Source organism: Nocardia sp. NPDC055165, from assembly GCF_053606985.1.
The window spans coordinates 154,728-173,895 of sequence record NZ_JBSGSS010000001.1 but is presented as its reverse complement, the minus strand read 5'-3'; the positions used below and the strand labels follow the sequence as shown (position 1 = coordinate 173,895).

24 protein-coding genes and 1 pseudogene are annotated in these 19,168 nt (G+C 65.6%); 15 read left to right on the top strand and 10 right to left on the bottom strand.

Going from position 1 to position 19,168, the window contains the following annotated elements; translation table 11 throughout:
- Positions 1 to 65: 65 nt before the first annotated feature.
- Positions 66 to 1,004: an SDR family NAD(P)-dependent oxidoreductase gene (locus ACWFRF_RS00885; RefSeq protein ID WP_452448392.1), complete on the bottom strand. Its 939-nt coding sequence runs from the start codon at positions 1,002 to 1,004 to the stop codon at positions 66 to 68.
- Between the two features lie 187 nt (positions 1,005 to 1,191).
- Between ACWFRF_RS00885 and arfB the strand changes: the two genes are divergently transcribed.
- Positions 1,192 to 1,620 carry an alternative ribosome rescue aminoacyl-tRNA hydrolase ArfB gene (gene arfB, locus ACWFRF_RS00880; protein WP_378662109.1) on the top strand — a complete coding sequence of 143 codons (429 nt, stop codon included), beginning with the start codon at positions 1,192 to 1,194 and terminating at the stop codon, positions 1,618 to 1,620.
- A 106-nt stretch (positions 1,621 to 1,726) separates the two neighbouring features.
- On the opposite strand, the gene ACWFRF_RS00875 is transcribed toward arfB, so the two are convergent.
- Positions 1,727 to 2,080 carry a hypothetical protein gene (locus ACWFRF_RS00875; protein WP_452448391.1) on the bottom strand — a complete coding sequence of 118 codons (354 nt, stop codon included), beginning with the start codon at positions 2,078 to 2,080 and terminating at the stop codon, positions 1,727 to 1,729.
- Between the two features lie 94 nt (positions 2,081 to 2,174).
- Positions 2,175 to 3,014 carry a LysR family transcriptional regulator gene (locus tag ACWFRF_RS00870; RefSeq protein WP_452448390.1) on the bottom strand — a complete coding sequence of 280 codons (840 nt, stop codon included), beginning with the start codon at positions 3,012 to 3,014 and terminating at the stop codon, positions 2,175 to 2,177.
- A 105-nt stretch (positions 3,015 to 3,119) separates the two neighbouring features.
- Here ACWFRF_RS00870 and ACWFRF_RS00865 point away from each other — a divergent pair, with 105 nt between their 5' ends.
- Positions 3,120 to 3,845, top strand: a complete 726-nt coding sequence (locus ACWFRF_RS00865) for an SDR family NAD(P)-dependent oxidoreductase (RefSeq protein ID WP_452448389.1) — start codon at positions 3,120 to 3,122, stop codon at positions 3,843 to 3,845.
- A gap of 96 nt (positions 3,846 to 3,941) precedes the next feature.
- Here the strand turns inward: ACWFRF_RS00865 and ACWFRF_RS00860 are convergent, their stop codons facing one another.
- Both ACWFRF_RS00860 and ACWFRF_RS00855 read right to left on the bottom strand, forming a co-directional pair.
- Complete coding sequence (locus ACWFRF_RS00860; RefSeq protein WP_452448388.1) at positions 3,942 to 4,607, bottom strand: maleylpyruvate isomerase family mycothiol-dependent enzyme; 666 nt, start codon at positions 4,605 to 4,607, stop codon at positions 3,942 to 3,944.
- A 258-nt stretch (positions 4,608 to 4,865) separates the two neighbouring features.
- The gene (locus ACWFRF_RS00855; protein WP_452448387.1) at positions 4,866 to 5,003 is read right to left on the bottom strand and encodes a hypothetical protein; all 138 of its coding nucleotides are present in this window, start codon (positions 5,001 to 5,003) and stop codon (positions 4,866 to 4,868) included.
- A gap of 132 nt (positions 5,004 to 5,135) precedes the next feature.
- On the opposite strand from ACWFRF_RS00855, the gene ACWFRF_RS00850 reads away from it, so the two are divergent.
- The 4 genes from ACWFRF_RS00850 (at position 5,136) to ACWFRF_RS00835 (ending at position 8,609) form a co-directional block, all read left to right on the top strand.
- On the top strand, positions 5,136 to 5,531 hold the full coding sequence (locus ACWFRF_RS00850; protein WP_378989873.1) for a MerR family transcriptional regulator: 396 nt from the start codon (positions 5,136 to 5,138) through the stop codon (positions 5,529 to 5,531).
- 107 nt (positions 5,532 to 5,638) lie between these two features.
- Complete coding sequence (locus ACWFRF_RS00845; RefSeq protein ID WP_452448386.1) at positions 5,639 to 6,562, top strand: NADP-dependent oxidoreductase; 924 nt, start codon at positions 5,639 to 5,641, stop codon at positions 6,560 to 6,562.
- Between the two features lie 434 nt (positions 6,563 to 6,996).
- A complete protein-coding gene (locus tag ACWFRF_RS00840) occupies positions 6,997 to 7,878 on the top strand; it encodes a protein kinase family protein (RefSeq protein WP_452448385.1) in 882 nt (293 codons plus the stop codon).
- Positions 7,879 to 8,291: 413 nt separating this feature from the next.
- Positions 8,292 to 8,609, top strand: coding sequence for a hypothetical protein (locus ACWFRF_RS00835; protein WP_452448384.1), 318 nt, complete (start codon positions 8,292 to 8,294; stop codon positions 8,607 to 8,609).
- Positions 8,610 to 8,749: 140 nt separating this feature from the next.
- Here the strand turns inward: ACWFRF_RS00835 and ACWFRF_RS00830 are convergent, their stop codons facing one another.
- Positions 8,750 to 9,145 (bottom strand): hypothetical protein, encoded by a 396-nt coding sequence (locus tag ACWFRF_RS00830; RefSeq protein WP_452448383.1) that lies wholly within the window; start codon positions 9,143 to 9,145, stop codon positions 8,750 to 8,752.
- 375 nt (positions 9,146 to 9,520) lie between these two features.
- Between ACWFRF_RS00830 and ACWFRF_RS00825 the strand changes: the two genes are divergently transcribed.
- Complete coding sequence (locus ACWFRF_RS00825) at positions 9,521 to 9,925, top strand: hypothetical protein (RefSeq protein WP_452448382.1); 405 nt, start codon at positions 9,521 to 9,523, stop codon at positions 9,923 to 9,925.
- Positions 9,926 to 9,959: 34 nt separating this feature from the next.
- Here the strand turns inward: ACWFRF_RS00825 and ACWFRF_RS00820 are convergent, their stop codons facing one another.
- Entirely contained in the window at positions 9,960 to 10,346 is a 387-nt protein-coding gene (locus ACWFRF_RS00820) for an AAA family ATPase (RefSeq protein WP_452448381.1), read from the bottom strand.
- A gap of 517 nt (positions 10,347 to 10,863) precedes the next feature.
- Between ACWFRF_RS00820 and ACWFRF_RS00815 the strand changes: the two are divergent.
- From ACWFRF_RS00815 to ACWFRF_RS00805, 3 genes and pseudogenes are all read left to right on the top strand, one after another.
- A pseudogene (locus ACWFRF_RS00815) lies at positions 10,864 to 11,025 on the top strand (VOC family protein); the annotation flags it as partial.
- 615 nt (positions 11,026 to 11,640) lie between these two features.
- Positions 11,641 to 12,258, top strand: coding sequence for an alpha/beta hydrolase (locus tag ACWFRF_RS00810; protein WP_452448380.1), 618 nt, complete (start codon positions 11,641 to 11,643; stop codon positions 12,256 to 12,258).
- Between the two features lie 119 nt (positions 12,259 to 12,377).
- Positions 12,378 to 12,521 carry a hypothetical protein gene (locus ACWFRF_RS00805; RefSeq protein WP_452448379.1) on the top strand — a complete coding sequence of 48 codons (144 nt, stop codon included), beginning with the start codon at positions 12,378 to 12,380 and terminating at the stop codon, positions 12,519 to 12,521.
- A gap of 81 nt (positions 12,522 to 12,602) precedes the next feature.
- Here ACWFRF_RS00805 and ACWFRF_RS00800 read toward each other — a convergent pair whose 3' ends face one another.
- Entirely contained in the window at positions 12,603 to 13,589 is a 987-nt protein-coding gene (locus ACWFRF_RS00800; RefSeq protein ID WP_452448378.1) for a helix-turn-helix transcriptional regulator, read from the bottom strand.
- Between the two features lie 103 nt (positions 13,590 to 13,692).
- Here ACWFRF_RS00800 and ACWFRF_RS00795 point away from each other — a divergent pair, with 103 nt between their 5' ends.
- From ACWFRF_RS00795 to ACWFRF_RS00780, 4 genes are all read left to right on the top strand, one after another.
- Positions 13,693 to 14,079, top strand: a complete 387-nt coding sequence (locus ACWFRF_RS00795) for a VOC family protein (RefSeq protein ID WP_452448377.1) — start codon at positions 13,693 to 13,695, stop codon at positions 14,077 to 14,079.
- Positions 14,080 to 14,140: 61 nt separating this feature from the next.
- Positions 14,141 to 14,746 carry a TetR/AcrR family transcriptional regulator gene (locus tag ACWFRF_RS00790; protein WP_379313924.1) on the top strand — a complete coding sequence of 202 codons (606 nt, stop codon included), beginning with the start codon at positions 14,141 to 14,143 and terminating at the stop codon, positions 14,744 to 14,746.
- On the top strand, positions 14,743 to 15,510 hold the full coding sequence (locus ACWFRF_RS00785) for a maleylpyruvate isomerase family mycothiol-dependent enzyme (RefSeq protein WP_452448376.1): 768 nt from the start codon (positions 14,743 to 14,745) through the stop codon (positions 15,508 to 15,510). Before ACWFRF_RS00790 ends, ACWFRF_RS00785 begins: the two co-directional genes overlap by 4 nt.
- A 23-nt stretch (positions 15,511 to 15,533) precedes the next feature.
- Positions 15,534 to 16,259 (top strand): MBL fold metallo-hydrolase, encoded by a 726-nt coding sequence (locus ACWFRF_RS00780; protein WP_452448375.1) that lies wholly within the window; start codon positions 15,534 to 15,536, stop codon positions 16,257 to 16,259.
- 70 nt (positions 16,260 to 16,329) lie between these two features.
- Here the strand turns inward: ACWFRF_RS00780 and ACWFRF_RS00775 are convergent, their stop codons facing one another.
- The gene (locus ACWFRF_RS00775; RefSeq protein WP_452448374.1) at positions 16,330 to 17,481 is read right to left on the bottom strand and encodes a hypothetical protein; all 1,152 of its coding nucleotides are present in this window, start codon (positions 17,479 to 17,481) and stop codon (positions 16,330 to 16,332) included.
- Between the two features lie 11 nt (positions 17,482 to 17,492).
- Positions 17,493 to 18,419: a metal-dependent hydrolase gene (locus tag ACWFRF_RS00770; RefSeq protein WP_452448373.1), complete on the bottom strand. Its 927-nt coding sequence runs from the start codon at positions 18,417 to 18,419 to the stop codon at positions 17,493 to 17,495.
- Positions 18,420 to 18,537: 118 nt separating this feature from the next.
- Here ACWFRF_RS00770 and ACWFRF_RS00765 point away from each other — a divergent pair, with 118 nt between their 5' ends.
- Complete coding sequence (locus ACWFRF_RS00765) at positions 18,538 to 19,146, top strand: TetR/AcrR family transcriptional regulator (protein WP_452448372.1); 609 nt, start codon at positions 18,538 to 18,540, stop codon at positions 19,144 to 19,146.
- The last annotated feature ends 22 nt before the right edge of the window (positions 19,147 to 19,168 follow it).

Sequence of the window (19,168 nt, the reverse complement as noted above, 5' to 3'; positions counted from 1 at the left end):
CTGCGGTCATCCCGATCGCACGCCGCCACTCCGTGTGGCGGAACGCGGTGCCGAACCGAAATGGGTCACTGCCGAGTCGGTGTGGAAGGACGCACGAATGGATCGACGTCAGTGAGTGCCGCACTGGCGGCCCACAGTTCGGCAGCAGTGTCGTGGTCGGTCATGTGCGCGTGGGGCGTTTCACGATGCGGTTGCCCTCGAAGACCGAACACCCTTGGCCCCCAGAGTTGCCCGCCGTCTATCTCGCTGTCGAGAACGGCTCGGACAATGGTGGCGGCCGCCGCGTGTTTACCGTGTAGCGCAACACCCGCGGGTAGTCCGCGCAGGCGCTGGGCGGTGGTGCGAACGAACAGCGGTGGCCGAGACGGCGTCAGTGAGTCCAAGGCGCCGCCGGGGTGGACGACAATGCTGGCGATGTCGGCAGCATTCGCGCGCAGACGACGATCCAGTTCGAAACCGAACAGCATTTGGGCCAGCTTCGATCGCCCGTAGGTGCGCTTGGGTCGATAGTCGTGCTCGGATTGCAGATCACCGAGATCGATTCGCTCCGACCGTGCGGCGAAGCTGCCCACCGTGATCACCCGGCTGTTCGCTGTCGCGGCCAATAGTGGTGCCAGATGTGCGACCAGTGCGAAGTGCCCGAGATGGTTTGTCGCGAACATCAATTCGTGTCCGTGAGCACTCATGCGACGATCGGGACCGGACAGCAGGATTCCCGCATTGAGCACGATCGCGTCCAGACTGTCGACATCGAGGGCGCCCACCGTCACCGACAGTGCGGACAGATCCGAGAGATCCAGACGCACGCACCGCAGTCGAGCATCGGGAACCCGTGCCCGGATCGCGCGTACCGCGAGGTCGCCCTTGGTGGTGTCGCGGCAGCCCAGCACCACCGTGGCACCGTTGGCCGCGAGCTGCTCGGCGGTGAAGTATCCGATGCCCGCGTTGGCACCGGTCACCAGAATGTTCTTTCCCTCGGCTCGTCGGCCGCTGTGCCACGTCATGTCATCGACTCTGACAGCGGACCCTTGCGCCGCCCTTGCACGCTACTGTCCTGGCGTGCGAAGGGACGGCCTGGTTGTTTCCCGCCGACAAGGTCATCGCTATCGTGAACGACAAGGTCACTGTCCAGTCGGACCTGGGCCGACCCGGCCGAGGTGGCTGTTCGATCGGAGAGAGTGGCGTCGGATCATGGCAGAGGACCTGACCGTGACTCGGGGGCTGGTGATACCCGCGTCCGAGTTGCGCGAGCGGTTCTCACGGTCGTCCGGCCCGGGAGGGCAACACGTCAACACCACCGACAGCCGGGTAGAGCTGTCCTTCGACCTCGCCAACTCACCCTCGGTGCCGGAGTGGCTGCGCACCCGGATGCTCGACCGCCTGGCCACCCGCCTGGTCAACGGTGTCCTCACGATCGCCGCATCGGAGCAGCGCGCACAACTGCAGAACCGCGCGGCCGCCCGCGAACGCCTGGCCTCGCTACTCCGCGATGCCGCTGCCGCCCCGCCACCCGTTCGCCGCGCCACCAAGCCCTCGCGCGGAGCGAAGGAACGACGCATCTCCGCGAAGAAGCGGCGCGGTGTCACCAAACGCAACCGCCGCGCGTCCCCCGACGACTAGCCGACGGCATCCCGCACGTCGGGGTGCTCGGCTCGTTGATCTTCCACGTGCCTGCACCGACCGGTTCGAAATCCTCGGGTCGCGGTTCGAGCAGACGCCGGTTCGCCTAGACCGGACGCGTGGGCGGCGGTCGGCGGTTGGTTGGGCCGAGGGTGTCCAGTCGTACGTCGAAGACGAACGGCACGTTGTCGGGGCCGCCGGATAACCACCATGTGCTGACGGTAGCTATATCGTCGTCGATGTCCTCGATCGTGCACTGGATAGTGGTGGGGCAGGGATAGGCCGATGTGGGAAGCAGTTCCCCGCCGAAGTAGGCGGTCTTAGCGACCAATTGGTGAGGTCGGTCGTGTACATCGACCAACTCGACCAACACAATGCCCGGTTGCGGATCGTCACTGAGCCAATGGACAGCGGTGGCAGGCAGTTCACAGCCATCACCGTTTCCCAGCCTCTCGTGCACTGCAACAGCGTATCGGTCCGCAGTTGGACTGGAGAGTGCGCGATACTCGGCAGATTCGGACGTTCGTGACCGCGCGGTAGGCGGCATGCGAATGTCAGAGGCTTGTCGCCGTGCGGACGAGGTCGGCGATGGCTTGTGATCTGCTGTGTGGTGGCCAGGCGATGACGGTGGTGACGGCCGGTGCGTCCGGCACCGACACGATGGCGTGCTCGTGGCGTAGCTGGGTTCGGAGCGACTCGGGCATGACCGCGCAGGCCCGGCCGAGCGTGATCAGCTGGGTCAACTGGGTATGGTCGCGAACCTGCGGGCCGGGGCCGTCCGGATAGCTTCCGTCGGGTCGAGGCCATCGCGGTAGGGGCAGGTCCGTCAGGGCGTTGACCTCAGCCATCGACAGGTGAGTTCGGTCGGCGAGGGGGTGTCCCGCGGGCAGGACCACGATCTGCTGTTCGGTGTGCAGGTCCTCGGTATCGAATCCGGCCGTCGTGTCGTAGGGCCGGAGGAGCAGAGCGACGTCGGCACTCCCGTTGCGTAGCAGGCTTTCCGGTTCGCCGGGCCCGCACAGCACCACCTCGACTGCGACAGCGCAGGGGTCGGCGGTGTAGGCGTCCAGCAGCTTCGACAACAGTTCGCTGGACGCTCCTGCCTTGGTCGCCAGCACCACACCGGGCCGGTCGGCAGCGGCGCGGCGAGTGCGGCGCTCGGCGGCTTCGACCGCTCCGATCGCCAGCCGGGCCTCCCGTAGCAGCACCGCCCCGGCTGGGGTCAACGTGATCGCGCGCGTAGTGCGATGCAGCAGAACGACTCCGAGCCGGCGTTCCAGTTGCTGGATCGCCCGCGACAGCGGTGGTTGCGCCATCACGAGCCGTTGCGCCGCCCGCCCGAAGTGCAACTCCTCGGCGACGGCGACGAAGTATCGCAACTCCCGCGTCTCCACCGGGCCATCGTATCCGGCACTCACCACGACCAATACCCGCGCGGTATCGACGCACACCCGATCGGTCTTGGACGTCCCACCCGTGTCCGCAGCATTGTCAACGGCATGAGTGAACGGACAATCGCGCTGGTGACCGGCGCGAACAAAGGAATCGGATTCGAGATCGCGGCGGGCCTGGGCGCCCTCGACTGGCGAATCGGTGTGGGCGCGAGGGATCGACAACGGCGCGACACCGCGGTGGAGAAACTGCGCGCGGCCGGAATCGAGGCGTTCGGCGTGCCGCTCGATGTGGACGACGACGCGAGTGTCGCCGCCGCGGCCGAGCTGATCGCCGACCATGCGGGAGGGCTCGACGTCCTGGTCAACAATGCCGCGATCACCGGCAGCGTGCCACAGACGCCCACCACGGTCGATCCCGCGACCGTGCGCGCTGTCGTGGAAACCAACGTGATCGGCGTCATCCGGGTAACCAACGCGATGCTGCCCATGCTGCGCCGCTCGGCAGCACCGCGAATCGTCAACATGTCCAGCAGCGTGGGCTCGCTCGCCCTGCAGACCGCTCCCGGCCTCGACATGGGCCCGGTTCCCACTGCCTACTCGGCGTCGAAGACCTTCCTCAACGCCGTCACCATCCAATACGCCAAGGAACTGGGCGACACCAACATCCTGATCAACTCCGGCTGCCCAGGTTTCACCGCCACCGATCTCAACGGTTTGCGAGGCGTCCGCACTCCAGCACAGGGGGCGGCGATCGCGATTCACCTCGCGACTTTGCCCGACGACGGACCGACCGGCGGATTCTTCGACGATGCCGGAACAGTGCCTTGGTGACAGGCCCACGGTGCGTCCGGGCGGTCCGGGCCCTTCCCCGGATCACTGTTCACCGCACGGTCTTGGCAGGTGCGGCCTCGGCGGAGGTGGATGGGATCATCCGCTGCGGGTGCCGGATCGAGCGGTCACCCGGTCGCGCAGTATCGGCACGCCGGGTCCGGCGAGGTCATCGCAGTACGTAGATCTGCCGGCCATCGCCATGGTCAGCGCGATCGTGGTCCCGCTGACGACAGGGCCGGACCCGGCAGCAAAAGGTCCGTCGGTCGCCTCCAATCGCAGGCCGTCGGTATTGCTGCGGCTGGTGACCGTGAAGTCACGTCCGGCGTAGAAACGCGCGACTTCGGTAGCGGCTTCCGTCGACGGTGTGCGCGGTAGTCCGAGGGGACGCCGGATGTCTTGTGCGTGGACAACGACTTCACCGAGCCAGGCCGCCGTGGGTCCGGGAGCCGCAAGGGTGCTGGTGACGACCGCCCGGAACCGTTCGAGGGTTTCGGCGGGAGTACTGCCACGGTGCTCGGCGAGACGCCGGTTGTTGTGCTTGTCGAAGTCGAACCGGGCACCCAGGACGCTGGACAGCCAGCGCAGCCGTCCGATGCTCGCCGCTGCGGTGAGGTGCGCGACGACCTCTTCGACCACCCAGTCTCCGCACAGCGAGGGCCGTCTCCACTGCTGGTCGTCCAAGCCGGCGAGATCGTCGGCCAGGGCGGCACGCTCGGCGTGGGCCATCGCCCACAGGGTGTCACGGGCCAGGGCATCCGACACGAGGTACCTCCAACACTCAGTCGCCTACGGGTGCGATGCGCACCTCACGGTGTGCGGCGAAACGGGCGCGCGGAGCCGCTTCGTCGTTCTGTAGTGCAGACGCCGCGATCTGCACAGACTCATCGGTGCGTGCGTTGTGAACGTCATGTGGCCATGCCGAGGTTTTCGAGAACCCAGCGTATGGCGCGGCAAGTCCTTGTGCGATACCGGCTGCGGGTTCAGGTCCTGGACGTAGTGGTTGGTCACGCCGGGTTCGCGCTACTCGCAGACCATGAACGTCGCGTCGAAGCGCACACCGACCACGCCGACGCCACTGCCGAGATAGTCGCGATGCGCGTCGGGCTCACCACCGCCCGGATTCCTGCGGTGACAGACTGAACCGCTGTCCTCGCACACGCAGGCTGCTCGCCGACATGCCGAAACGGGCCGACTGCTGAACTTCCTTCTCGAATCGTCGCTTGGGCGCGGCCCCAGCTGACCACATCGGAGGCCCTCCGGGCTGGGAGCACATCGGCGTAGCCTCGCAGGATGCGGATCGGCGAGCTGTCCAAGCGCACGGGCGTGAGTCCGCGCTCATTGCGGTACTACGAAGCGCAGGGTCTGCTGACCAGCTCACGCTCCGGCGCCGGGCAGCGCCACTATTCCGATGCGGAGGTCCAGCGTGTGTCGCTCATCCGGCAGCTGTTCGACGCGGGTATGTCCAGCCGGGTGATCGCGACCGTGCTGCCGTGTGTGGACATTCCCGGTGACTTGGGTGTCGCCGAGGAGACGTTCGCGACGATGACGCGCGAGCGCGACCGGATCGACGCCGAGATCGCGCACCTGACCGAGAACCGAGATGCGCTCGACGCGCTGATCAGGGTCAACAGCCGGCACCGGGCGGAGCTGTCGGTGGCCGCCGAACCGGTGGCGCGGTCGGCCTGATGCTGTGACCTGCACCTCGATCGGTTGCCTCTTACATCGGTGTGAGGGGTGAGGATGGCTACAGAGCCCGGAATCACCTGGGCCGGTCATTCGAGAGGCGGCGGAAAATGGGGCAGGCGTGGGGTTTCGGCAGGTTTGGCGGGCCCGAGGTGCAGGAGTTCTTCGATCGTCTCGTTCCCGTTCCCGGTCGCGGCGAGGTGCTGATCCGGGTCGACGTCGCCGGCGTGAATCCCCTTGACCACCTTGTGCGCTCGGGTCTGGTCCCTGGGCTCGACGGCGGGCGTCCATTTCCCCGCGTGCTGGGCATGGAGGCATCCGGAATCGTTCTCGCCCGCGGCGAGGATGTCGAAGGGCTCGAGGTGGGTGACGCGGTCTTCGGCTTCGCACTCACCGGTGGTGGTACCTACGCCGAGACGACGGTGCTGTCCGCGCCGAACACCGCGCGCATCCCGGCGGGCCTGTCCGCGACCGTGGCGGCAACGCTGCCGGTGGCCGGGACGACCGCGGTGGATGCGCTCGACCAGCTCGACCTTCCGGCCGGTGCCACGGTCCTGGTCAACGGCGTCGGCGGTGGGGTCGGCCTCGCCGCCGCCCGGCTGGCCATCGGGCGCGAGCTGCGTGTGATCGGCATCGGCAGTACTGCCAAGCGCGAGCACGCTGAAGCCATCGGAGTGCGGTTCATCGACTACGCCGTCGAGAACGTCGTCGCGGCGGCGCGCGAGCTGGTTCCGCACGGCTTCGACGGGGTCGTCGATCTGGTCGGAGGTACCTCGCTACGGACGGTCGCGCCACTGGCCCGCGATCCTCGCAACGTCATCGCGGTGGGTGATATGTCTGTGCCCGACCTCGGTGGGCGTTTCATCGAGCGTCGCCTGGACCGAGAGAATCTTGAGCGCTCCGCCCAGCTGGCCCTCGACGGAGTCCTCGCACCCGTGATCACCGCGGTCCATCCGCTCGCCGACGCCCCGGCCGCCCTCGCCGCCGTCGAGAACGGCCACACCTCGGGCAAGGTCGTCATCAAGGTGACATGAGAAGCGCCGGCTTTCCGACGCCGAGAGGCCGCACCCAGGACCGCGGCGGGAAACAGCGATACCACCCTGCTCAGAGTTCGACAGGTTGAGACCGCGATAGGCTGACTGTTGATTGCCGCGGAATCGCAAGTGCGGCTGGGGGAGGGGCGGACGTGGTGATACGTGGCCGAGAGTCCCGCGATGCTGCGGCGCCCCTTGACATGTCGCGCACGGAGCGCCTGCGCGTCCACGGCGCCGTCTCTACTGCGCTGGCACTGCACAGCGATCATGCGTTGGGCGAGCTCGTGGATGCGGCCGTGCCGATCGGTTCCGGTATCGGCGGAAAGTCAGCGCTGCTGGAGATCGCCGGAGCTCCGGTTTTCGTGAAGCGAGTGCCCCTCACCGATCTGGAACGGCAGCCGGCGCACGTCCGGTCGACGGCGAACCTGTTCGATGTGCCGCAGTTCTACCACTACGGTGTCGGCCTCATCGGTGGGGCGGGCTTCGGAGCTTGGCGCGAGCTCGCCGTGCACACCATGACGACGAACTGGGTGCTCGCTGCCGAACGCGAGGGGTTCCCGCTGATGTACCACTGGCGGGTGCTGCCGGACACGACGCCACTGTCGGACGAGCTCGCCGACATCGATCGCGCCGTCGCCTACTGGGATGACCGACCCCGGATACGCCATCGGATCGAGGCCGTTCGGGACTCTTCGGCGAGTATCGCGCTGTTCCTGGAGTACATTCCGCAGACCCTGCACGAGTGGCTGAATGCCCAGATCGAGGCGGGCGATGAGGCCACTGACCGGGCCTGCGCCATGGTGGAGCGGGAGTTGGCCGCCGCCACCGCCTTCATGAACGGTCGGGGGCTCCTGCATCTCGACGCGCACTTCCAGAACATCCTGACCGACGGTCGACGCCTCTACTTCGCAGATTACGGCCTCGCGCTCTCCTCCGGGTTCGACCTCTCACCGCAGGAAGCCGCGTTCTTCGACCGGAACCAGAGCTATGACCGCGGCTTCACCGCAACCTATTTGGTGAACTGGCTGCTCACCGCTCTGTACGGGCTCCGGCGGGACGACCGGGCCGAACGCATCGAGATGGTGCGCGCCATCGCGGCGGGCGCGCCGCCGGAGGGCATCCCCGAGGTTGCCGCCGCGGTTCTCACCCGGCAGGCGCCGGTCGCTGCGGCGATGTCCGCGTTCATGCTTGCGTTCCAGCAGACGAGCCGGAGCACCCCGTACCCGGACGATGAGATCCGCCGCCTGCTGGACGAGCAGACTTCTGTGTTCGCTCAGCCGCTCCTGTCGTCAGATCAGCTCGGGCGGAAGTGCTAACGCCGGGACAAGTGTTGCGAGGTCGGCAATCGAAGATCTGTCTCCAGATCGAACGGTCGCGACGGGTCATTTCCCGATCCCAGCGAGGGCCGCTGGACGACTACCTCTCCGTCTTCCGAGATGGCGGGTAGCACGCGCGCGATGACGGTCCCGTGAATGACGTCGTTGAGGTGCCCGACGTGTGCGCGTACAGCCAGCGCGGCATCGAGGAGGTCGTCGCTGATTCCGTACCTGACCTCATGACTCGTTGCGGATCCAGCGCCCTGGAAGTCAGCCTCCGTGGCGGCGAGGTGCGCTGTCAGATCGCTTCGTCCCTTCCCGAGAGGTTTCACCACCACGGGCCGGCAGGGCAACCGCGGGCACCGAATTGCGTCCTGAGTGGAGTGAACGATCTCATCGGTACGCTCGTAAGCATGGGTGGGGACTTGCTACTGCTGATCGCCACCATCGGTCCGGTGGCACTGTTGGGGTGGGCGGCTGTTCGGGCGAAGCACCGCGGTCTGGGAGGGTCGTTCGTCGGGCCATTTCAGGAGATGTTCGATCCCGGTGCGGCGCGAGCGCAGATCGTCATCGAGGAGATCGCGGAACTGCCGGATCCCGCGGACTCCGGCGACCCAGACAACGACGATGATTCGCCGAATATCGTGATGTACAAGGGCATTCGGCTCTACATCGACCCTGATAGAGCTCGGCGGCGCGGAGGTGGTGGGACCGCCAGGCAAGCGGGATGAGCACCCGCCTGGCAAACCCGAACACAGCCGTCCGGCCATCACGCTCTCAGAATTCACCGTCTGATGGTTGCGAGGATTGACGAAGTGCACTCTCCTGGTCGGCGTTTCGGGAGTTGCTCCTGCGATGACTCATTCCGAGGTCATCGAGACGTTGGAACAGGGGCGGCGATTGCGGCGTCGAGGTTCTGGACAGCTTTGTCGTACTGATTGCGGTCGAACAGAAATGGGCCGAATGCGGCGCAGTCACGAGTGGTGCGATACGGCTGTTCGAAGTGGTCCCACACGACAAGGTCGCCGGTCGAGGTTATGCGCGTCAGCAGCGGCCAGCAGCCGAAATCCCCGCAACTGCAAGCAAGTACAGGAGTCTTCTGTCCCATGGTGAGGGGAGAGGAACCGTGAAAATGCTCCTCCGCTGACTCGAACCGGACGAACAGGGGGACGAGGCCACCGTAACGGCCGCCCACAGGCTCCATGTCGGCGCTGATTTCGAAGGTGTCGATGAGATCGGTCAGAGGGATGGTATCGATGCGGGGCATGATCTGGGGGACGTCGGTGGGTCCGGGGGGTCCTGGCCGATAGTCGAACCCGATCTCACTGATAGCTGTCAATCGGTTGCGCTGCAAGCGCTTCCGATCTCGGGTGATCGACCCAGCACCCGCACGGCGGCGCGCGTCGGGGGCCTGGGCCCTGCGGGGGATCACCGACTGAGGCGCACGACGCCCTTCCCAGTTGAAAGAATCACGGCGTCAATGTATCCAGCGCTCGCCCATCCTGCAAAGGTGGAGGCCCTCTGCGACGCCGCCCAGCCGGACGCTCATCGGTAGGTGAGTGCGTTAATCGGCTGGGACCGCGGACGTCGGGGTCGCGCGGGTCGTGGCATGAGCGTGCTTCTGGCCGCTAGCATCACGAGCGTGGGCGACCAGGACCGGCCGAGCGGGCGGGTTGTCGAGCAGCGACTGCGAAACCGCGCGATAGAGGCACTGGAGACACTCGTCGAGGGAGACGAGGGTGTTCGTACATGGGGGTACGGGGACTACATCAACGAGTTCTTCGACACGATCGACGACGAAAGCGCGTGGCTATGGCGCGAATGGTCGACGTTCACACCGGCAGAGGTGACCGCGCTCGACGACGTGCAGCGAGCACTCCTTGATGCCTGTGCTGCGACGCCTCGGATTTCGTCCGATGAGGAGTTCATCGCTTCGGGGTGGCCTAGGCGTATCAAACCGCTCGCGGCTGCGGCACTCGAACTGATGCAGTCGAGAGGTCGTTTTCGAGAGGATCGCGAGGAAGATGCGCCTTCGCGTACGAGCTGAAACTCACACCACCGATCGCACGGGAATCGGCAGATCAGTATGTCAGTGCGTTCAGAACCGCACGGCCGCGCTGGTCGAGTGGGCAGGCCAGCTCGAGGATGGGCACGTCTTCGAGTAACTGCATGTCGTCGACGTAAACCAGTTCCAGCAGAGCATCATTCACGCTGCGCCGGAGCCCGGTCAGTTCCGGTGTGGGTAGTACACGTTCGGTCTCAGCAGTGATGGGAACGATCACCAGCAGATCGAGGGAGGCCAGTGCGGTGCGTAGGGCGGTTTCGTCGATCCCGGCTTCCGCGTCGACGCCGATGGCTGCCAGATATGCGAGGAAGTCGAGGGGTGTCCTGTCGTATACCGCAGCGGGTGCGGGATCACCGAGTAGGCGCATCGCGTAGCGCAACTGTGCCCAATAGTCGGCGGCCACGGGCGGATACGCGAATTCGTATCCTTCCTCTTCGAGTAGTACGTACGGTTCCTGGATTGCTGTGTGCCCGCGCTCCAGTCGCGCACAGAGCTCTTCGACCAAACTTGTCTTGCCGGTTCCATGCGGTCCGGAAACCCCGATGCGCAACTCTGCCCCTTCCAATGTCTGGTCACTAGTCTGCGTCCTGCAAGGAATTGTGCGGAAATCAGGTGTGGAGTCCAGGGTGTCAGGATGCCCAGGCTGGAGACCGCTGCCCCCTCCTTTGAGGCGATCGCGCCGAAATTTAGCTGTCTGCAACCATTTCCGGATGAGGACTGTTGCCCGACGTCACCTTGCCGAAGGTGTTGATCAGTGCGTCCAGCCGGGCCGTCAGGTACGGGGGTAGGACGCGGCGGAGTTTGGCCGTCGCGCTGTCGGCTGCGCGGGCGGCCGGTCGGCGCCGCGGCTGGGGAAGAGCCCGAGTAACACGGCCACCGCCTCGTCGTCGGTTAGTGGCATCCGTCAGCAGGAGCACACAGTGAAGCTCGTCTCGATCCGTGTGATTACTGACGACATCCAACGACTGGTCAGCTTCTATCAGCACGTGACCGGCGTCGAAGCCAACTGGGCTACACCAGATTTCGCCGAAATCGTGCTGTTTCGAGATCCCGACGGCAACCTGATCAACCTCTTCACCCCGGCGGCCCGGACACAGCAGGTCCGCCACCGAAACATTACGTCACGTCGCGGAGGAGTACGGACTTCAGCAGGTGGCCACCCATCGAGTTTCACGGATCGGTGCGCACAAGGTCGTAGACATAGGACCGTTCGCCCTTGCGGCTCACCCACACGCCCTCAGGAGGAACCTCGCCTTGCCCAGGTTCGTCGAATGGGCGACTCGATACCTCATCGGCCGCGTTGCACACCACCCAACCGAAGTCGGGGAGTCGGCGACACCAGATATCGAGGTCGGTCCGCCTATACGACGGGAACCCGTGCGCGTCCCCATCGCGGACGAACTCATATGTCAACCCATCCACGCGCCGCACGAACCTCACACCCGACATCGGACCATTCTCACCAAAGACCTCGACACGAACAAGCAGGTCCCCGGTCAGGTTGACGAGAACCCAGGGACCGCATACGTGGTCAGCTCTGCTGATTGCTGAGCAATCCTCGACCAGATGAGCCTCTGTGCGTGAACGGCTGCCGGCCCCTGTGTGCGCACGCCACCCCGGAACAGGACATATGCCGGTCACACTGAGGGTGCGAGCGCGTGTTCCGCGGTGGCTTGAGCCCCGTAGGGTCTGTGTCGATGACGGCATCGACACACGCTCACTGCTTCCACGCTGGCGCTGACGGCGAATCACCGCTCGTTCTGCTCCATGGCTCACACGGCAGCGAATCCGACCTCATTCCGGTAGCCGACGAAATTGCCCCAGAGGCATCAAAACTGAGTGTCCGTGGCACAGTCAGCATGGATGAGGGCTATGCCTTCTTCCATCGCTTGCCGGACCGTCGCGTAGACCCGCGCGACATCGTCACCAGGACGCGGGTGCTGGCAGGTTTCATCGCAACCGCCTGCGCTGACTACAACCTCACCAGACGCCCCGTCGCAATCGGTTTCTCCAACGGCGCCATTATGGGCGCGGCTCTACTCATGACCTATCCGGGATTGCTGGCGGGAGCGATCCTCTTCCGTCCCCTGGCCCCGTTCGCCCATGATCTAGCCGACCGCGTCGACAACACTCCAGTTCTGATAGTCGACGGCGCTCACGACAACCGCCGGTCACACGGGGACGGCCTTCAGCTGGCTGAACAGCTGCGCCGTGCGGGAGCCCGGGTAACCCATCAGGTGCTATCGGTCGGCCATGCGATCACCGCCGAGGACAAAATCGTTTCGCGCGAGTGGCTTCTGGCGCAGAGGTACTGAGCGATGGTGCTCAACCGAGGCGCCATACATTGCCCGGGCAATCTCCACGCGCCTGCGGTCATGCTCCGAGCACGACTGGTCTACGCACAAACTTCGAGTTTCACGAGACAACCAGTTTCATGCTTGCAGAGTTCAAGGGCGATTTCTCTGGCGCGAAGTTCGACTGGGTGATATTCCAGCATGCCGAGTTCTCCGGTGCTGTCGACGACCGCGGGGCGGACTTCAATCCGATCAGCTTCCCTCACATCAAGTCTCAGAGCTGAGCGCTGCTGATCCTGCTCCAAGTTCGGGTTCGGCCTGGCGGGCGATTGCCTACTGATCTCGACGTTGCTCAGTCATCGGCATTACCGGACGGTGGAATTCTGGTCGGATGCGGTGGCGGCGGTGAGGCGCTGGCCCAGGGCGCGCACGGCGTCGTTGAGGGCGTCGGGGTGCTCGATGACAAAAGGGCGGTTCAGGGCGGCGAGGACGGGGGGAATCCAGTCGAGGTGTTCGGCGCGGATGAGGACTCGGACCCAGGGGGTGGGATCGGTGGGTGGGGAGTCTATTTCGTGCAGCGTTGCGATGGTCGCGGGGAGTAGTGGGCGGATTTGGGTGGGTGTGCCTTGGACGCGGATCGATACCTCGTGCCGGTAGGGGGCAGTGGCGAGGGCGGACACGAGGTGGGTGGTCGGGTCGAATTCGGCGGGTGGAGTGAAGGTTTCGGGGAGGGTGGTTGTCTCGGTGATGCGGTCCAGTCGGAACTGGCGTAGGTCGTCGCTGTTGTTGTCCATCGCCGTCAGGTACCAGCGGCCAGAGTGGGCGACAAGTCCGTAGGGGTGCACGGTCCGCTGAGAGTGTTGTCCGTTCCGGTCGGTGTAACCGATGGCGACCAGTCGGTGTTCGCGGGTGGCCGCGGCGATGTCGAGGAGGACGGCGGTTTCGACCGGGACTTCGGGGCGGGCGTCGGTGGTGAATTCGGCGGTGTTCATCAGCGCGTCGAGACGAGCGCCCAGGCGTGTGGGCAGGACGCGGCGGAGTTTGGCGGTCGCGCTGTCGGCGGCGTGGACCGATGTCGTCGAATGGCTGGTGAGGAGTCCGAGCAGCACGGCTACCGCCTCGTCATCGGTCAGCATGAGTGGAGGCATCCGGTAGCCGGGAGCGAGCCGGTACCCGCCGTAGCGGCCGCGGACCGAGCGGACGGGGATATCCAGGTCGGTGAGATGGGTGACGTAACGCCTGACGGTGCGTTCGTCCACGCCCAGCCGCCCAGCGAGTTCGCCGACGGTATGGGTGCCGCCCGTCTGCAACAGCTCGAGCAGGGCCAGTACCCGGGCCGTGGGGCGCGTCATCCGGCAATTCTCCCATCGATACCGGGCGGAAAATGTCCGGTATCGCCTCTACCTTGGGATTCGGTGGTGGAACTTCCGCCCTTCCCGACAGCAGGAGTACGCAATGAACCTCGTCTCGATCCGCCTGATCACCGCCGACATCGAACAGCTGGTCGGCTTCTATCAGCGGGTGACCGGTGTCGAAGCCCGTTGGGCTACACCGGATTTCGCCGAGATCGTCACTCCGGCCGGCACACTCGCGATCGGAAGCGTGCGTACGGTCGCGTTGTTCGGGGCCGGCAGCGCGCGCCCTGCCGACAATCGCACCGCGATCATCGAGTTCATGGTCTCCGACGTCGACGCCGACTACCGCAGGTTGCGCGACTCCGTCGAGGACTTCGTCAACGAGCCGACGACGATGCCGTGGGGCAACCGGTCGCTCCTGCTCCGAGACCCCGACGGCAACCTGATCAACCTGTTCACCCCGATCACCGCGCAGGCCGCCGGGTAGGCATCCAGCCCACCGTTGACCGTTTGCCTAACGGCGTTCATAATAACTAACTATGGACGCTATGCCGAGGCGTGATCGGAAAGCGGAACGGCGTGAGGCGACGCGGCAGGAAATTGTCGAGGCCGCGTGGGAGATCGCACGGGAGCGGGGACTGGCGCAGCTGACACTGCGCGAGGTCGGCGAGCGGATCGGAATGCGGGCGCCGTCGCTGTACTCGCACTACGGATCGAAGAACGCGATCTACGATGCGATGTTCGAGCAGGCTTGGAGTGAGTGCGAGCGCGTCTCGATCGACGCGCTGCGCTCGGCCCCCGCGGATCCCCGCGGCCTCGTGCGCGTCTTGGCACTGGCGTACTTCGATTTCGCGGTTGCCGATCTCGCCCGCTATCAGCTGATGAACCAGCGCACGATCCCGGGATTCGAACCCTCACCCGAGGCGTACGTGTCGGCGGTCCGCGCGCTCGACGAGGTCATCGCGGTGCTCGCCACGATCGGCGTGACCGACCGCGATGACGTGGAGATCTGGATTGCAATCCTGTCCGGCCTGGTCGATCAGCAGCTCGCCAACGATCCGGGCGGGCACAGTCGGCGCAAGCTGTTGGACCGCGCCGTGGACATGTGGGCCGACAGTGTCGGCCTTCCGCCGACGAAGGAGCCGCAGAAATGACGGCTGTCGAGCAGACGGCGGTGACTGCGCAGCGCGCGATGCTCACCCATACCGACGCGATGCGCCTCGCCCGCGACGAGTACTTGCGCTTCGCCGACGCGGTCGCCGCGCTCGACGGTGACGACTGGACCGCACCGACCGAGTGTGCCGGGTGGACCGTGCACGACCTCGTCGCCCACGTGGTCGGTATGTCCACGATGGCATCGTCCCCGCTGGAGAATGTCCGCCAGACCTGGGCTGCCCGTAAGCGGTTGCGGCCCGGCCGGCAGCTCGTCGACGCCGTGACCGCGTATCAGGTCGAACGATTCGGACAGCAGACGACGGATCAGCTGGTCCGGTCGATGGCGGCCATCGCGCCCAAGGCCGCGGCAGCGCGCAGACGTACCCCGGGGTTGCTGCGCAATCGAACAATTCCCGAGCAGCAGCTGGTCAGCGGCACCGCCGAACGGTGGACCATCGGGTACGCCATCGACACGATCCTGACCCGTGACCCGTGGATGCATCGGATCGACTTGGCCCGGGCCACCGGGCACGTTCTCGTGCTGACCGATGAGCACGACGGGGCGATCGTGGCCGACGTGGTGCAGGAATGGGCCGCCCGCCACAACAAACCCTACGACCTGTGCCTGACAGGTGCCGCTGGAGGCCGATGGCATTGCGGCACAACGGATGAACGCCTCGACCTCGACGCGGTCGAATTCTGCCGGATCCTCTCCGGCCGCGCCGAAGGCGCTGGACTACTGACCACCCAAGTGCCGTTCTGACACTGCACCGAATCGAGCCGACCATGACCACCACCATCGAGGAAATCGCCGCCGACATCTACCGCATCTCGACGTTCGTGCCCGACATCGGCGAACAGGGGCTGACGTTCAACCAGTTCCTGCTCGCCGATGATCAGCCGCTGCTGTTCCACACCGGGCATCGCGCGATGTTCACCGACGTCGCGGCGGCGATAGCACAGGTCACACCGGTGAACCGGCTGCGGTGGATCACCTTCGGGCACGTCGAATCCGACGAATGCGGATCGATGAACCAGTTCCTCGCCGCGGCCCCCGAATCGCAGGTCGCCCACGGTGCCGTCGGCTGCATGGTGTCGCTGGACCACATGGCCGACCGGCCACCGAGACCGCTTGCCGATGGCGAAACCATCGAACTCGGCCGGATGCGAGTGCGCCACATCGACACCCCACACACCCCGCACGGCTGGGAAGCGCGTGTGTTGTTCGAGGAAACCACACAGACTCTGCTGTGCGGGGACCTGTTCACCCACCTCGGCTCGGGCGCGGCCCTCACTACCGGCGACATCGTCGGCCCCGCCGTTCACACCGAAGATCTGTTCGCCTACTCGTCGCTCGCACCGGCCACCCCGATGATCGTCGACCGACTCGCTGAGCTCGCACCGAAAACGCTGGCGCTGATGCACGGTTCGTCGTTCACCGGCGACGGCGGCGCCGCGCTGCGCGCATTGGCCGACAGCTACCGCCACCGCATCGGCGACGCCACGGCTTGATGGCTTGCCGCAGGCGATACGCCGAGCGGAGGGGAACGTTCTGCTGACCGCCTCGAGCGCGGCCGGCGGATCAGCCGGGCGCTTGCGATGCTGCCGCCACGGGTGCGTCCGGGGTGGGCCGTGCGCGCGGCACGGTGAAGGTCGCCAGGACCGAAGCGATCGCGACGGCGAAGCAGGCTGCTGTGTACCAGAGGTTTCCGATGGGGTCGCCGTTGGTTGTTTCGCCGTTGACGGCGGCGAAGAAGTCGGGGAGCGACGCGATCCAGAGAGCGGCGAAGACGACCAGGTAGAGGGTGGCGAACCGTTGGACGAAGGGGTCTTCGTACTGCGGGGGTGTGGCGGTTCCTCGGCGTAGTTCGGTCCACTGGCGGACCATGACGATCCCGGCGACCACCGCGAGGACGGCGAGTTCCAGTGCGTAGACGATGCCGCGCACGGTGGTGCCGCTCATGCCGATGACGGTGGCGGGCAGCGGGAGCAGGAACGTGCCGACCGAGGCCAGCAGGCCGATGACGATGGTGCGCCAGGTCAATTCGACGCCGGAGAAGTGGCGGCCGTCGTCGACGTGGCGGCCGACGAAATACTGCACGCAGAAGGCCAGCGACATCGGCCACAGGGCCGCGAACACGACGACGCTGCCCATCGGGACCGAATCGAACATCGGCTGGTTGATCGGGTTGTCGATCGACCATTCCCACCAGCGCAATTGGGGCCCGAGATGGTCGAAGATCTCGTAGAAGGCGTGGTGGACGAAGCCGACGCAGGTGGCGCCGATCAGGGTGCCGTAGCGGCCGAAGATGCCGAGCATCCGGACGATGCCGAACGCCATCGTCGCCATCAGCGGGTAGATCGCGATGATGTAGATGGGCAGTCGGCCCCAGAGGAAGTCCACGGTGAAGACGTTGTGCGCGAACATCGTGTCGACGTGTTCTTCGATGCCGAACGCCGCCGGGAAGTACAGCGGCGGTTCGATGACGAACAGGTAGGCGGTGGCACCGAACCACAGCACGAGATTGGTCGGGTCACCGTGGCGGCGCAGGCGCACGATCGCGTACCAGAGCGCGAGAATCGCGCCGACGACGATGGTGAGCTCGAGGACCGGCAGGGTCCAGTTCTCGAGGGCGAACGGGTTGCGGAACTCGACGAGTCCGCCCGCCTCCTCGCAGGAGAAGCCGAGTTCGTGAGCGAGTTCGGCGAAGGTGGGGGAGCAGTGTTCGGCCATCGGGCTACCTTCTACGAGCTGACGGAATCGGCTGTGTACCAACGGGTTACGTCGTAACCTTCGTCATAGCGGCGGAACCACTCGTCGGCGAGTGTGGGCAGCTTCTCGTGCGCGGGATTGTGCCCGGGCGTCTGACTGCGGATGATGCCGCCCAGCGCGACGAGCTGTTCGCGCAGACCGAGATCGTCGAACGCGCGCGGCATCGTGCCGTTGTCGGCCGGCTGGAGGAACGGCAGCCACCGGCGCAGGGTCTGCCCCCGGCGGTAGTTGGCGAACATCGACAGCGCGTCGACCTGGCGATCTTCCAGCGGCACATGCTCGTTGAAGCCCTCGCACGCCACCCGGATCACCTGCAACACGTGCCGGAAGATCGAGGCCGCCACCCGCATCCGGTACAGCTCGCTGTCGACCACCGAATTGAAGATGATCAGCGCCGAACTGCGGTGCTCGACTTCCTCGACGAAATGCCAGATGAACAGTGAGGCGACGCGGTCGTCGCCGGGGGCGAACAGATTCTTGTCGTTGTCGAGCATCAGCTTGAACACCGGCGTGAACGTCGCCTCGAGGTCGGCGGTGTAGGCGAGGCGGTACTTCACCGAGGTCTCGGCGGTGAGCTTGTCGAACTCGCCGATCACCGCGTCGAGGGTCTGCTGCAAGCCGGGATAGCGGCGGATCAGCGCCTTGACATGCTGGCGATGCGCCGTCGAATGCTGCCCTTCCTGGCGCATGAAGGCGTCGGCCTCCGACGCCACCTCGGGGTCGGTGATCTGCGGTTTCGCCTGCGTGATCAGCTGCACGATCATTTTCTCGAAGCCGATGGCCAGGAACGAAACGGCATTGGCCATCGACGAGAACGCCGGGTTCTGCGGATTCCACAGAAACGGCACGTCGTAGTCGGAGAACGCGAAATCCATTTTGCGGACGTGAAGGTCGGTCACGGTGAGTTACCTCGTTGTTCGGCCACGGTTGATAGAGCAATCATACGCACGAGGCTTCATGTGTATGATCACTTTTACGGAATTCGCCCTGACCTGGGGTTGTGCTAGCGTCCACCTGGTGGCGCGTAGACGTGGGTGGGGCGGCAGTCCGCCGGGTGACGATGTGGAGGCGACGCGCCGGATCATCGCTGCCGCAGTCGAACTCATCGGCCGGACCGGTGCGGAGATCAGCATCGCCGACGTGGCGGAGTCCCTCGGTGTCATCCGGCAGACGGTGTACCGGTATTTCCCCAGCGCCGACGCGCTCATGACCGCCTCGGCCATCGCCTCGGTCGACGATTTCCTCGATCGACTCACCCGGCAGGTCAGCGGCCTGGGCGACCCTGTCGAAGCGATGACAGAGGCCGTCGTCTTCACCCTCACCGATGTTCGCCGGACCCCCCACCTGGGGATTCTGCTGTCGAGCTCGTATTCCAACGCCCACCCGGAAGGCATGACCTCCGATGAGGCCCAGGCGTTCGGTATGACCATGATCCGCCGCTTCGACGTCGACTGGGCCGCTCACGGCTACGACGAGCCGGCGCTGCGCGAACTCGTCGAATTCGTGCTGCGCACCATGCAGTCGTTCTTCCTGTCACCGGGCAACCCGGCACGCTCCGACGACGAACTGCGCCGGTACCTGCGGCGATGGATGGGATCGGCGATCGGCGCGCAGCAGAAGGGCTGAACGCCGAACGTGCCCGTCCGGA